The organism is Streptomyces flaveus, assembly GCF_014647675.1.
GTDB lineage: Bacteria > Actinomycetota > Actinomycetes > Streptomycetales > Streptomycetaceae > Streptomyces > Streptomyces flaveus.
The window spans coordinates 126,686-139,429 of sequence record NZ_BMPQ01000014.1; the positions used below are offsets into that span (position 1 = coordinate 126,686).

Here is a 12,744-nt window from a genome sequence, read left to right on the forward strand (position 1 = left end):
CAGCACCGGGTCGACTCCACCCGCGATGCCGACGACGCCCCCGGATCGCGGTCACGCCCCCAGGAGAAACCGATCGGTCTCAGCCGCATCGTAAACCGGTCGGTTTCCCGGGTCAAAGTCGAGGCACCCCCGAAGCCCCGACCCGGCTGATGGGCGGCGGCGGATACCGCGGCACCACCGACCAACTGGAAACCCTCCTCGGACGCCCGCCGAAGACCGTGCGGTGGGCGCTGGAGAACCACCCACGCATCCGGAAACTGACGGCCGCCTGAGCTGCGGCGCAGTCCGGAGCCCGCAGCTCGACGAGGGGACAGTCCGGGTGGGCCCGGAAGGCGGCGGCCACGTCGTCGAGGAGCGCGTTGCACACCTCGTGCGGGACGTCGTCGAAGATGGTGTCGATGTTCAGGTCGACGGCGTGGACCCATACCTCGCGCACCCGCATCCAGGGCACCTGAGAGGCGGGCACCTCGCGGCCCCGTGCCGTCCGCACGGTCGCTGCCCAGCACTCATCCGGCAGGTCGGGAACTCCTCGGCCAGTCGCCCATCGGCCGCGAGGAGGTCGGTGCGCAGGGCGCCGACCGGTTGGCGGGCGCCGTCCTCGATCTCGCGCGCACGCTGGTCGCCACTTGCGTACATGGGCGTCGTGACACCTGTCCGCGCCCAGGTCAGCAGGTTGACGAGGGCCTCGGCGTCGCGGGCTACGTGGGCGACGACGTGGCCCTGCTCCAGCCCGGCAGGTACGAGGGCCTGGTGAGCCCCGAGTCGGTCAGCCAGTGCACGGCGGCTTCGAAGGCGGCCGTGCCCTTGGCGGCCCGCTCCAGCATCGCGCCCGGGCGTGCACTCACCGCGTCTCCCGGCGACAGGTGTTGCGGCACTCGCCGATTCCCTCGATCCGGGTGACGAGGAGCGAACCGTCCTGCAGGTAGCGGGCGGGCTTGCGGGCATGGCCGACCCCGCCCGGAGTACCGGTGGCGATCACGTCGCCGGGCACCAGCATGATGATCTCGGACAGGTACGCGACCAGCGTGGCCGGGTCGAAGACGAGGTCCCCGGTGTCGGCCTTCTGCACCGTGTCGCCGTCGACCTCGCACGACAGGCTCAGGCCCTGAGGGGCCACTGCGGGATCGTCGGCGGTCACCAGCCACGGTCCGATGGGGGTGGTGGCCTCGAAGGTCTTGCCCTGGTCCCACTGGGTGGTGCGGTACTGCCAGTCGCGGGCGGTGACGTCGTTGAGCACGGTGTACCCGGCGATCGCGGCCCGCGCCCGCTCCGGGTCGGCGTGCCGGACCTCGGCCCCGATCACGACGCCGAGTTCGGCCTCCCAGTCCATCTGCGTGGAGGAAGCGGGCAGGGTCACATCGTCGTACGCGCCGACCAGCGCCCGCGCGTACTTGTTGAACAGCGTGGGGTGCGAGGGGAGTTCGCGGCCCATCTCCAGAATGTGGGTGCGGTAGTTGAGGCCGACGCACACGACCTTCTCCGGCGAGACGACCACCGGGGCGTAGTCCAGGGCACCCTCGTACGCGTCGCCGGCGGCGTCCGCGGCACGCGCCGCCCAGTCGCCGTGGCGCAGGAAGGCCACCAGGTCGCTCTCGCCCAGGTCCACCGCCTTGTTCTCGTCGACACGGACGGCGCGCGTGGTGCCGTCGACCCGGATGGTGGCGAGCTTCACTTGTGGGCTCCTCGGGAGGTACGGGCGAGGCCCAGGGCCTCGTAGACGGGCTCGTCGCTGAAACGGAAAAGGTCGACCTGGGTACGGGCGGACAGCGAGACCTCGCACCAGGACGGGACGACGAACAGGTCGCCCTTGGCGATCTCGAAGACCTTGTCACCGACATGGGCGACCGCCTCGCCGTCGAACACCTGCCAGACCGCGGAGCCGACCGAGCGCACCGGGACGGTCTGTGCGCCGGCCCGCAGTCGGCGCATCTCGGTACGCATCGTGACCAGGGCATCCTTGCCGGTGGTGGGGTTGGAGAAGCGGACTCCGGCGTGTCCGGGCTCGAGCACGCCGGGTACGCCTTCGTCCTCCAGTTCCAGCTGGGCGGTCAGGGCGGCGTCGGTGTGTTCCCAGCGGTAGGCGCCCAGCGGGGAGTTGGGCCGGTCGGGTTGGCCGATCGGGCGCAGCCCGGGGTGGCCCCACAGTCGCTCGCCGCGTGAGCGCTCGGGGGTGGCGCGGGTGGAGAGCTCGTCGGGGCCGAACTCGAAGAAGCCGGCGTCCAGTTGGGAGACGAGCGGGATGTCGAGGCCGTCGAGCCAGGCCATCGGCTTGTCGGTGACGTTCTGGTGCTCGTGGAAGGCCCAGCTCGGCGTGAGCAGCAGGTCACCGCGCCGCATCGCCACCGCGTCCCCGTCGACGTTGGTCCACACGCCCTCGCCTTCGAGCACGAACCGGAAGGCGCCCTGGCTGTGCCGGTGCGAGGGGGCGACCTCGCGCGGCCCCAGGTACTGGATCGCGGTCCACAGGGTCGCAGTGGCGTAGGGAAGGCCCGGAAGGCCGGGGTTGGACAGGGCCATGGCGCGGCGCTCGCCGCCACGTCCCACCGGCACGAGCTCTCCGGAGCGCTGTGCGATGGGCAGCAGCTCCGCCCACCGCCACAGGTGCGGGATCGCGGCAGGCTGCGGCGACATCGGCATGAGGTCGTCCACCTGCGTCCACAGCGGGATCAGGCCCGCGTCCTCGAAGTCCGCGTACAGCTCGTCGAGCAGCTTGCGCTCGGTCTGTTCGCTGGTGGTGTCGGTCACGGAAACCTCCACGTCGTGTCTACGGCGACCGTCAGAAGAAGCGCGCATCGTCCCGCGCTGTTTCATGACGCTACGCCGATGTTTCCCCTCATCGGAATCCTCGAAAGCTAGGATTCCTCTATGGAGAATTCAGCGGACCGCTCGCCCAGCCCTTCGTATCCGGTGAGCGCCGCCGGCAACGCCCTGCGCGTCGTCCGGCTGCTGCACGAGCTCGACGAGCTTCGGGTTATGGACGTCGCGGACCGGCTCGGCGTCGCGCGCTCGACCGCTCACCGGATCCTCGCGATGCTCGTCTTCGAGGGATTCGCGGCGCAGGACCGCCACAAGGTGTACCGGCCGGGGCCGGCTCTGCAGGCGATCAGGGGAAGCCAGGCGACTCCTCCCCCGGATCTGGTCACCGTCGCCCACCCCCACCTGCGACGGCTGGCGGACGCCGTCCGTGAGACGACCCACCTGATGGTGCTCGAGGGCAACGGCAGCCGCTTCCTGGACGGCATGGAGGGCCCTCAGGCGCTGCGCGTCAGCTACCGCACCGGCACGCTCCTGCCCGCACACGTGACCTCGGGCGGCAAAGCCCTGCTCGCGGCACTGCCGGCGGACCGGCTCCGGGCCCTCTACCCCAACGGGCTCCCCGGGGACCGGACCAAGCCCTCCGAGGCGTCCGAGGACTTCGAGCGCCTGATGAACGAGCTGGTGTCCGTGCGCCGCCACGGCTACGCCCTCAACTTCCAGGAGAGCGAGCGCGGCGTGCACGCCGTCGGCGCGTGCGTACGCGACCGCACCGGCACCGCCGTGGCCGCCGTAGCCGTGGCGGCTCCGTCCGTCCGCTGCACCCGCGCGCGGCTCGCGGAACTGTCACGCCCTCTGCTCGCGACCGTGCAGGACATCGGTCAGGAGCTGTGAAGGACGACGGCGTGCGCCATCGTCAAGCCGCATGGTGGCGCACGCCGTAGCAGTCTTCGAGGCTCGTCATACGACCTCTCTACACAGGCTGTTGGGTGTTCACAGCCTGAGAATTCGCTCGGCATTGCCGTGCGCGATGCGCTTGAGGTCGGCCGGCTCGTGCGGTGCGGAGCGCAGGAACCCCACCGCCTCGGCAGTGAACTCGAACGGGTAGTCGACGGCGAACAGCACCCGGTCGACCCCGACCGCGTGGACGGCTCCCAGCAGTGCCGCGTGTGACATGACTCCGCTGGTGGTGACGTACACGTTGTTCCGCAGGTAGTACGAGGGCAGGTGCTGCACCCTCTGCTCAACAGGCACGTGGGGGTAGCGACTGTCGAGCCGGGCCATCTGGAACGGCAGCAGCTCTCCCATGTGCCCCAACATCAACGACGCGCCGGGGAACTCGTCGAACACGCCGCCATAGATCAGCCGGAGCGCATGGGCCCCCGTCGTCGCGGTCCACCCCCAGGACGGCCCGACCAGCACGGGATACCCATTGAACACACGCCAGTTGTCGACCGGAACAGCGGCCGGATGCAGATACAGCGGCACCTCGAGGCGCTCCAGTTCGGCCCATACCGGCCTGAACTGCGGCTCGTCCAGGTAACGCCCCCGCACGTGGTCGTTGTACAGCACGCCCTTGAGCCCGAGTTCGTTCACCGCCCGGCGCAACTCCACGACCGCGGCCTTGGGGTCCTGCAGCGGGAGGGCCGCGAAGCCCGCGAACCGGTTCGGATGCTCGGCGATCGCCTTGGCCAGATAGTCGTTGACCCGCCGGGCGACGGCCACCGCCTCCGCCGGATCCTCGATCACTTCCAGGCCGGGCGTGGAATACGAGAGGACCTGGACATCGACGCCGTTGGCGTCCATGTCCGCCAGCCGCAGTTCGGTCAGATCGGCCAGGCGCCGGAACCAATCCTGCTTTATCTCCTCCGGCACGGCCATGCGCTGACGGATCGCTTCCGCCTGCCGGATGGCTCCGGGAACGGAGAACGCCTCTTCCACGGCCACGATGCGCAGCTTTTTCTCCTTCTGAGTGTTCCGACGGTCCTTCGAGCTGCCGACCGTCGTGGAGGCGCGGCTGCCGGGCGCTGCCTCGGCTGCCAGCGCGGGCGACCCCGTGACCAGGCCGCCGACCACGGCGGCTCCTCCGGCAGCGGCGGTCGCGGCGATGAATCTTCGCCGGGTGGCCTCGGTGGGGGGCTCGGCGGGTGGAGTCACGGCTTGGAAGGGACGTTCGTTGGACATGTCCACTCTTCCTCGATGGTGGCGTGGGTGGTTGTCGGGACGTACCAATGCCTGGTGCGCTCCGCGAAGGTGCGCGTCGTTTCCTCCGGAGAGGTCCGATGGCCCTCCGAGCCGCCGCCACCGGGTCGTGTCGGCGGGCATGGCGTCGGCTGGTTACAGTCTGCTTGCACCATCGGCGGGCCGCCTCCGGCGACCGGGTCCGAGGTGGTGCGCCATCTCGGACCCGGTGCCAAGCCGGTCAATGACCGGCCTGGTGACGGAGTGGATGCCGGAACGCGCTCGGCCCGGAACCGGTCGTCTCCGCCCGTCGGTTGATCAGTCGGTCTTCTCGCCTGATCAGTCGGTCTTCTCGCCGCCCTCGGCCAGGATCCTGTTGCGTACGCCGGCGAGGGCTCCCGCCATCGCGCCCACGGGCCTGCCGAAGGTGGTGGCCGAGAACTGAGCGGGGCCGGTCTTGGCGGTGAAGGAGTGCGGGTAGGCGAACTCCCGGAGTCCTTCCTCGCCCTGCTTGCGCCCGTAACCGCTGTCACCGCGACCGCCGAAGGGCACCGCGGGGTTGATGGAGAACACCAGGGCGTCGTTGATGCTGGTCATTCCGACGCGGAGTTGACGGGCGATGGCTTCGCCGCGGTCGCGGCTGAAGACGGCGCTGCCCAGTCCGTACCGGCCGGCGTTGATGTGCGCGATGGCCTCCTCGGTGTCGGTGACCTCGACGACGGCGAGCGTGGGCCCGAACGTCTCCTCCGTCGCCGCCAGGGCGTCGGGGGTCACGCCGACGAGGACGGTGGGGGTGACATAGCGCTCCCCCACTGCCTCGACGCCACCGACGGTGGCTGTCGCGCCGCGCTCGAGAGCATCCTGGATGTGCTCCCGGATGATCGGTACCTGGGTGGGCAGGGGGACCGGCCCGATCTCCGCGTCCTCGTCACTGCCGACGCGTACCTGCTTGGCAAGGTCGCTGATCTTCTCGACGAACTCGTCGTGAACCGACTCGACGACGTAGGCCACTTCGAGACTGATGCAGCCGTGCCCGGTGTTCTGCATAGCGCCCCAGACGACGTGCTTGGCGGCTTCGTCCAGGTCGGCGTCCTCGGCCACAATGACGCCGTCCTTTCCGCCGAGTTCGAGCAGTACGGGGGTCAGGGTCTGCGCGCACTGGGCGGCCACCGTCTTGCCCGTGTTGACGCTGCCGGTGAACGCGAGCTTGTTCAGGCCGGCTTCGATGAGTGCCTGGCCCGTGGCCCCGAACCCGTTGAGGCACTGGAGTACGGCCGGGAAGCCGGGGACCGCACGCTGCCAGGTCCGGACGAGCCACTCCCCGATGCCGGGCGTGATCTGGCTGGGCTTGAGGATGGCGGCGTTTCCGGCCGCGATCGCCTCGATCAGGATGGCCCCTGGCGTGACGAGGGGGAAGTTCCACGGGCCGATGACACCGACGACGCCGTAGGGCTGGTACTCGACCCAGGCACGCTGGTTGGGCACGGTGGGGCTACCGGGGAGCTCCCGGCGTCCCAGTACGCGCTCGGCGTTTTCGATGGCGTACCGCACGTGCTCCAGAATCCCGAGCACCTCCATGCGGGCCTCGTCGAGAGGCTTGCCGTTCTCGGCGTGAATGAGGGCGGCTCCCTCCTCACCGCTCACGGCCATCTCCCGCCGCCACGCGCGCAGCCGCTCCGCGCGGCCCTCGAATCCGAGGTCCCACCAGGGCCCGGAGGCCGAGCGGGCGGCAGCGACGGCCGCGGCCGCCTCTTCCTTGCCCGCCGCGGGGTACCGGGCGAACTCGGCCCCGGTGGCCTGGTCGATGGTGACCACCTCGCTCCCGTCCTGTCCGATGACTCCGTCACGCGTGATCGTTGGAGTGTTGTTGGTCACGGGTTTCTCCCACTTTCTTGCGACCGCCTGCGCCCGAGCAGCACCCCGAGGGCGATGACAGGTGACGGACGCGGTCTTCGGCGTGGTGAAGGGCCACTGTGTGACAGCGGATGCACGCCGACGTGAATGACTTCAGCGATGGCTCGAGGGCCGAGCAAGCACCAGAATATCAACCAACTTTGCTAGCATCAAGTGTTTGATAGCTAGAAGGGTTCTTGCGACTCAGCAGTCAAGTCAAGGGCGGCACGAACGATGCTGTCCGCATCGAGCCGTGATGGCGGTAGACGCCCTCGAGCGATCCGGACTGCCCGAACCGGGTCACGCCGAGGGAGGAAACCGGCACACGGTTGACGGTGGCCAGGAAGGCCAGGGTGCACGGCGGGCACCACAGGCCCGCTCGAGACCGAGCGGTGGACAGTGGCCGAGGAGGCTGCGGGAGACAGCCGCCCGCCCGCCAGCCATGGCCCCCCATGTTCGCGGGTCCATGTAGCGAGCCGCGAGGGTGGGCTGATTGGCGCCCGCGACCAGAGCGGCCACTAAACATGGACAGGAATCAAACGCTTTACGCTCTTGAAGTGTCGTATCCTTCTCGCGTGATACGGAATGACGAGGAGCCCGTCGGGCTCGACGCACTTGGCCGGGTGACCTGGGCGCTGCGCCGCGCGGAGCTGGCGGTGCAGACACTCAAAGAGCAGCGGCTGCGCCCCCTGGGCATGGCGGCGGCGCACTACACGCTCCTGATCTCGGTGCATGTCGAGCCGGGGCTGACCGGCGCCGAGCTGGCCCGCCGCCTCAACGTGACCCCACAGGCCATCGCCTCGTTGGTGGCGCGCCTGGAGAGCCGCGGGCAGCTGGAGAGGCGCGACCATCCGCGTCACCGGCATGTGCAGGAGCTGCACCTCACTGACGCCGGGAGGGAGGCGCTGCACGCGGCCGACAAAGTGATCGCCGACATCGAGAGGCAGATCACCGATGGTCTCGGCCCGGACGAGACCGCGCAGCTGCGGGGTCTGCTCGACCGGGTGGCCGAGACGGTTCGCGAGGTCTGAGCCCGCGGTCCCGTCGGCTGAGCTGTTCATTCACTTGGCTATTCATTCACTTGAACACAATCAAGCACTTGACCAGCGCCCATGTGTCGTATTCTCGCCGCGTGACACAGGATGACGAACGGCCGATCGCCGCCGACGCGCTGGACCGGGTGACCTGGGCGCTGCGGCGGGCGGAGTGGGCTGTGCAGGCCCGGAAGGATCAGCGGCTACGACCTCAGGGCATCGCGGCCGCGCAGTACGCCCTGCTGATCTCCGTCCATAACCATCCCGGCCTGACCGGCGCGGAACTGGCCCGCCACCTGAACGTCACCCCGCAGGCAGTGGCCTCCCAGGTGGCCCGCCTGGAGGGCCGGGGCCAACTGGAACGTCGGCCGCACCCACGCCACCGCCACGTGCAGGAGCTTCACCTCACGGACGCCGGCCGGGACTCCCTGCGCGATGCCGATGCCGTGATCGTGGAGATCGAAGAGCGGATCGCCGAGAAGCTGGGGACCAAGAAAGCCGCACAGCTGAGGGCACTGCTCAACGAGGTGGCCGACGTGGTCCGGGAGGCGTGAGACGGCAGGCCCGCCGACTCTCGATTCCCTCGACCTCCAGATACTGCATGCGCTGCAACTCGACGGGCGCGCACCGTTCAGCCGTATCGCCGCCGTCCTCAAAGTCTCGCCACACACCCGGAGGTGCGTTTCGCGTCCGCCACCACCGGCCAGGCCGACATCGTCGTCTCCGTCCGCTTCCGGAGCCCCGACGAGCTGTACACCCACCTGAGCGAGAAGAGGGCGGGCCGACGACGTTGCGGTGATGCTGCCGCTTCCCCTGAGGAAGTCAAAGCTGCTTTGCCGGTCTCTGGCGGTACCTGGGGAACAGCTCCGGGTACCGCCATCACCGCCGACCCGTCCCGACCGTCGGACCAGCAACGGGAAGCGCCCCCTCACACGTCGTGTGCGTGGCGAACGGCAGCCCGGAATCGGGGAGCGATCATCATTCCCCTTCGCAGACGCCCTCGACAGCGAACTTCTGGTACAGGTGCGGGTAGGCGACGGTGCCGGCAGGGTAGCGCTCCAGGTGCGAGGCGAACTCCGGCGTGCCGAGCGCTGCACGGAGGTGCTCGGTGGATTTCCAGACCGCGACGTTGGTGAAAAGCCGGCTGCCGCCGATGCCCCGGTACAGCTGCACCGAAAGAAGGCTCCCCGACTTCTTCATGTACTCCGCGTCGTCCGCCCAGGCGGCCACCACCTCGTCCTCCTTGCCTTCCGGGGCGACAAACGTGTTGATGATGGTGACCGGGCCGGCCTTCTCCTTCTGCTGGTCGCGGAAGGCGGTGGACTCGTCGAGGTTGCCGAACTTGAGCATGGTTCCTCCATGAACTCGAGGGGAAGCGGGTCCGCTGTGTGGTCCCGCGCGTGGTGGGTTTTCAGGCGTGGTGCTTGCCGAGGAAGTCGGTGATGAGCTGCAGCCACTCCTCGGTCCGTTCCAGCATCGGCAGGTGGCCGGTGGCGATGTCCGCGAGGTGGGCGCCGGGGATGGTCTCGGCGAGGTGGCGGTGCAGGGCGGGGGAGGTGAGCCGGTCGTCGGTGGTCGAGATGACCAGGGTGGGGACCTTGAGGCCGGCGAGGTCGTCCCGGACGTCGACCTGGCCGACGAGGTCGGTCTGCTCGGAGCTGCCGTCGGCTGCGGTGGCGGCGGTGAAGCCGAGGATCTGCTGCAGTTGCTCGGACGGCATCGACTCCAGCGCCTGAGTGCCGAGGGCCATCAGGAGCAGGAACTCGGCGAGCAGTTCGCGGTCGCCGGACGCGGCGATCTTGCTCCAGACCGAGGAGGCGAGAGCGAGCCGGTTGTCGCGGTGCCCGAAGGCGGCGGTCAGGACGAGTGCGCTGACGCGCTCGGGGTGGCGGGCGGCGGCGCGGATGGCGACCGGGCCGCCGAGGGAGAAGCCGGACACGGCGAAGCGGTCGAGGCCCTCCGCGTCGGCGGCGGCGATGAGCTGGTCGGCGAGGTCGTCGACGGACAGCGCGGTGGTGGAGCGGGGGGTGTCGCCGCTGCCGGGGTAGTCGATGCCGACGACGGTGTGGCGGGCGGCGAGGGCTTCCAGGACGGGGCCGTAGGTGTTGGCCAGGCTGCTGCCGGCGCCGTGGGCCAGGAGCAGGCCGGGGCCGGAACCCAGGCGCGTACGGGCGAACGTCGGCTCGAGCAAGTTCCGAGATGACATGACCATCTACCTTTCACAGGCGCCAACACACGAGAATCATCCAGTGCGTGTGATTACTCTTCATATGTATCACACGTGGCGTATGATTTGGACTGTGACGCTAATCACGCACGGCGTATGATTTATCGATAGGATGGCGGCATGAAGCAGCCCCTCCATCGCCGTCAGCCGACCCCGGGCAACCCGCGCGTGCAGCGCACCCGCAACCGCGTGCTGGCCGTCGCCCGAGAACTGCTGCCTCAGGTCGGACCGGCCGGGCTGACCTATGCCCTGCTGGCCGAGCGGGCAGACGTCACCCGCCAGACCCTCTACCGGCACTGGCCCACCCGAGCCGCACTGCTCTTCGACCTCATCCTCGAAGGCCCCGACCTCGGCACCTACCCCGAACCGGGCACCGACGTGCGCGCCGTGGCCACCGCCTGGCTGAAGAGCCTGCGCGCCGGCGTCAGCGTGCCGGCCGTGCGCACCGCGGCTCTGGCCGTCACCGCCCAGGCCGATCACGACCCCGACAGCGCCCGGGCACTCGTCCGCATCGGCGAAGACCGCCACACCGACTTCAACAAGCTGCTGGAGCCCTCGGGCATCCAGATCAGCGACGACGAGTTCACCCTGCTGTACGGGCCCGTCCTCGCCCGCCTCTTCCTCGACCGCGGCCAGGTCACCGACACCTTCATCGACGCCGTCGTGACCCAGTGGCTCACCACGCTGCAGCGCGCTGGCACACCGCAGGACTCCCAGTAGCACTCGCCGAGAGCTCTTGACAGAGGACAACCGGAACAACTGCGTTCAGGCAGCGAAACGGACTCGCGTCAACCCGTCATCGCCACCCCCATCGAGTCGGGCCTCACCACACCGCTGGCGTCTGAGTAAGTCTCGCGTTCGTCGTACCGGTCGGGTGGCAGCGCCTTCCGCGTCAGTTTCCTCAGGATGGTGGCCGGGGGGCGGCACCTGAATCCGGAAGAAGCACGTGACCGCTGCGGGAAGTGGGCGCCAGTCCGGCGATTGGCTTCATGGAAGCTTCATGCGCTGAGCGGCACGTGCTTTATGAGGCGACTGTTGTCTGGCGGTCATGCACGCACTCCTCGTCTCGCCGGTGGACACCGTTGATCACCCCGCTGTGCGGCACCTGACGACGGCGGTTGACACCGCGCTGTCCGGTTCCGTTGTGATCGGCGCGTTCCTTCGGCTGGAGTCGGCCAGGCACGTGGACCCCGTTGGGCCGACGGTCGGCGATGACGCGCTACGCGAAGGAACCGCCTGTTGGCGGTGACCGGCCCGGCCGAGGAGCGACTTACCCGCTTGCGCTCCCCGATCGGCCTGGACCACGCGCACGCCCGCGCGTGGAGGCAGCGGTCTCCATTACGGCGGGGACCATCGCCGTCCTGCGCAGGCCCTGCCCGGCCTGGCGACGGCGCCGCGACGCACGCACATACGACCTGACTCGCACACAGAATGAAGAGGGATCTGGAAATGAACCTGCGACGGAACATCTCGCGTCGAAGGATGATCGAAGGGGCATCGGCCGCGGCGCTTGTCACGGCGGCGGCGGCCACGGTGCCGGCTGCCATGGCCAGTCCGGAGGCGGCGCCGTCCGGTCCGGGGCTGCCGAAGGGCAACTGGCGTATCGATACCCACGCGCACTACTCCCCCGACGTGTACAACGACTACCTGGAGCGCTACGGCCTCCTCGGCGCCATTACCGGGGCGTACGGTCCGTGGTCGGTCGATCGGCACCTGGCCTTCATGGACCAGTACCGGATCCAGGCCAGCGTCCTGTCGTTCGGCGACCTCCAGGTCACCGTCGGCCCGGTCGACGACCGGCGCGCCACCGCCCGCGCGGTCAACAACTGGGCCCGCGACCTCGTGCAGACCCGGGGTGACCGGTTCGGGATCTTCGCGGTCACCCCGATGCCCGACATCGAGGGCTCGGTGGCCGAGGTGGACCGCGCGCTCGGCGAACTGGATCTCGACGGCATCTGCCTGCTCACCAACTACAAGGGCACCTACCTGGGGGACCCTTCCTTCAAGCCTCTGTACGAGATCCTCAATGACCGCGGTGCCTACGTCTACGTCCACCCGACGGGTCCGGAGGAGAACCCGGCTCCGAAGCTCTGCTTCGGCCCCGACATTCCGGCCGGGAACAACGTCTTCGAGTACACGTTCGACGCGACCCGTGCGATGACGAGCCTGATCTACAACGGTGTTCTGCGGGACTACCCGAACATCCGCTGGCACTTCACGCACTGCGGCGGGGCGCTGCCGTTCCTGGCCTACCGGCTCGCGACGCGGCACTCGGCCTTCCCGCCGTTCAATGAGGTGCTGCCGGAAGGCCCTCTCACCTACATCAAGCGGATGTTCTTCGACGACGCACAGGCGTTCACCGCCGCGCAGTTGGAGCCGCTGTCGTCGCTGGTGCCCGCCGACCACATCATGTTCGGCAGCGACTGGCCGGCGACCCGCCATCTCTACGCGGCCGACAATGTCGAGACGATGCCCTTCCTGAAGGGCAGCCTGCCGCTTCTCAAGGCAGGCGACCCCGAACCGACCGTCGATGAGGTCTTCAGTCGGCGCGAGCGAATCGCTCTCGAGCGGACCAACGCCCTCGAGCAGTTCCCGAAGTTGAAGGCGCGTATACGCCGCGCCGGCTCGCGCTGAGCCGCGACCGCACGCCGAGCC

14 protein-coding genes and 1 pseudogene are annotated in these 12,744 nt (G+C 69.1%); 6 read left to right on the forward strand and 9 right to left on the reverse strand.

Going from position 1 to position 12,744, the window contains the following annotated elements:
• Positions 1–112: 112 nt before the first annotated feature.
• The 5 genes from IEZ21_RS47825 to IEZ21_RS26035 are packed head-to-tail and all read right to left on the reverse strand — an operon-like array spanning position 113 to position 2,793.
• Positions 113–466, reverse strand: a complete 354-nt coding sequence (locus IEZ21_RS47825) for a DinB family protein (protein ID WP_246568151.1) — start codon at positions 464–466, stop codon at positions 113–115.
• The gene (locus IEZ21_RS48890) at positions 403–729 is read right to left on the reverse strand and encodes a maleylpyruvate isomerase N-terminal domain-containing protein (protein ID WP_373302302.1); all 327 of its coding nucleotides are present in this window, start codon (positions 727–729) and stop codon (positions 403–405) included. Before IEZ21_RS48890 ends, IEZ21_RS47825 begins: the two co-directional genes overlap by 64 nt.
• Positions 699–845, reverse strand: a complete 147-nt coding sequence (locus IEZ21_RS47830; RefSeq protein WP_246568153.1) for a hypothetical protein — start codon at positions 843–845, stop codon at positions 699–701. Before IEZ21_RS47830 ends, IEZ21_RS48890 begins: the two co-directional genes overlap by 31 nt.
• A complete protein-coding gene (locus IEZ21_RS26030; RefSeq protein WP_189324306.1) occupies positions 842–1,672 on the reverse strand; it encodes a fumarylacetoacetate hydrolase family protein in 831 nt (276 codons plus the stop codon). The genes IEZ21_RS47830 and IEZ21_RS26030 overlap by 4 nt, the downstream gene beginning before the upstream one ends.
• Positions 1,669–2,793, reverse strand: coding sequence for a cupin domain-containing protein (locus IEZ21_RS26035; protein WP_373302298.1), 1,125 nt, complete (start codon positions 2,791–2,793; stop codon positions 1,669–1,671). The genes IEZ21_RS26030 and IEZ21_RS26035 overlap by 4 nt, the downstream gene beginning before the upstream one ends.
• Positions 2,794–2,865: 72 nt before the next feature.
• Here IEZ21_RS26035 and IEZ21_RS26040 point away from each other — a divergent pair, with 72 nt between their 5' ends.
• Entirely contained in the window at positions 2,866–3,648 is a 783-nt protein-coding gene (locus IEZ21_RS26040; protein WP_246568155.1) for an IclR family transcriptional regulator, read from the forward strand.
• A gap of 99 nt (positions 3,649–3,747) precedes the next feature.
• Here the strand turns inward: IEZ21_RS26040 and IEZ21_RS26045 are convergent, their stop codons facing one another.
• Both IEZ21_RS26045 and IEZ21_RS26050 read right to left on the reverse strand, forming a co-directional pair.
• On the reverse strand, positions 3,748–4,938 hold the full coding sequence (locus tag IEZ21_RS26045; protein WP_246568157.1) for an amidohydrolase family protein: 1,191 nt from the start codon (positions 4,936–4,938) through the stop codon (positions 3,748–3,750).
• Positions 4,939–5,274: 336 nt separating this feature from the next.
• A complete protein-coding gene (locus IEZ21_RS26050; protein WP_189324308.1) occupies positions 5,275–6,810 on the reverse strand; it encodes an aldehyde dehydrogenase family protein in 1,536 nt (511 codons plus the stop codon).
• Positions 6,811–7,403: 593 nt separating this feature from the next.
• Between IEZ21_RS26050 and IEZ21_RS26055 the strand changes: the two genes are divergently transcribed.
• The 3 genes and pseudogenes from IEZ21_RS26055 to IEZ21_RS26065 form a co-directional block, all read left to right on the forward strand.
• Entirely contained in the window at positions 7,404–7,859 is a 456-nt protein-coding gene (locus tag IEZ21_RS26055; RefSeq protein ID WP_189324309.1) for a MarR family winged helix-turn-helix transcriptional regulator, read from the forward strand.
• A gap of 101 nt (positions 7,860–7,960) precedes the next feature.
• On the forward strand, positions 7,961–8,416 hold the full coding sequence (locus IEZ21_RS26060) for a MarR family winged helix-turn-helix transcriptional regulator (protein ID WP_189324310.1): 456 nt from the start codon (positions 7,961–7,963) through the stop codon (positions 8,414–8,416).
• Positions 8,417–8,432: 16 nt separating this feature from the next.
• Positions 8,433–8,534: pseudogene (locus tag IEZ21_RS26065) on the forward strand (Lrp/AsnC family transcriptional regulator); the annotation flags it as partial.
• Between the two features lie 306 nt (positions 8,535–8,840).
• Here IEZ21_RS26065 and IEZ21_RS26075 read toward each other — a convergent pair.
• Entirely contained in the window at positions 8,841–9,212 is a 372-nt protein-coding gene (locus tag IEZ21_RS26075; protein ID WP_189324311.1) for an antibiotic biosynthesis monooxygenase family protein, read from the reverse strand.
• 61 nt (positions 9,213–9,273) lie between these two features.
• Positions 9,274–10,068, reverse strand: a complete 795-nt coding sequence (locus IEZ21_RS26080; protein ID WP_189324312.1) for an alpha/beta fold hydrolase — start codon at positions 10,066–10,068, stop codon at positions 9,274–9,276.
• Positions 10,069–10,209: 141 nt separating this feature from the next.
• Here IEZ21_RS26080 and IEZ21_RS26085 point away from each other — a divergent pair, with 141 nt between their 5' ends.
• Both IEZ21_RS26085 and IEZ21_RS26090 read left to right on the forward strand, forming a co-directional pair.
• Positions 10,210–10,809, forward strand: a complete 600-nt coding sequence (locus tag IEZ21_RS26085) for a TetR/AcrR family transcriptional regulator (RefSeq protein WP_189324313.1) — start codon at positions 10,210–10,212, stop codon at positions 10,807–10,809.
• A 729-nt stretch (positions 10,810–11,538) separates the two neighbouring features.
• Complete coding sequence (locus IEZ21_RS26090; protein ID WP_189324314.1) at positions 11,539–12,723, forward strand: amidohydrolase family protein; 1,185 nt, start codon at positions 11,539–11,541, stop codon at positions 12,721–12,723.
• The last annotated feature ends 21 nt before the right edge of the window (positions 12,724–12,744 follow it).

Excerpts from the sequence above, each read along its gene's own strand:
- IEZ21_RS26075 (WP_189324311.1), bottom strand. The coding sequence starts at position 9,212 with ATGCTCAAGTTCGGCAACCTCGACGAGTCCACCGCCTTCCGCGACCAG.
- IEZ21_RS26045 (WP_246568157.1), bottom strand. The coding sequence starts at position 4,938 with ATGTCCAACGAACGTCCCTTCCAAGCCGTGACTCCACCCGCCGAGCCC.
- IEZ21_RS26085 (WP_189324313.1), top strand. The coding sequence starts at position 10,210 with ATGAAGCAGCCCCTCCATCGCCGTCAGCCGACCCCGGGCAACCCGCGC.
- IEZ21_RS26040 (WP_246568155.1), top strand. The coding sequence starts at position 2,866 with ATGGAGAATTCAGCGGACCGCTCGCCCAGCCCTTCGTATCCGGTGAGC.
- IEZ21_RS26090 (WP_189324314.1), top strand. The coding sequence starts at position 11,539 with ATGAACCTGCGACGGAACATCTCGCGTCGAAGGATGATCGAAGGGGCA.
- IEZ21_RS26035 (WP_373302298.1), bottom strand. The coding sequence starts at position 2,793 with ATGCGCGCTTCTTCTGACGGTCGCCGTAGACACGACGTGGAGGTTTCC.
- IEZ21_RS26080 (WP_189324312.1), bottom strand. The coding sequence starts at position 10,068 with ATGTCATCTCGGAACTTGCTCGAGCCGACGTTCGCCCGTACGCGCCTG.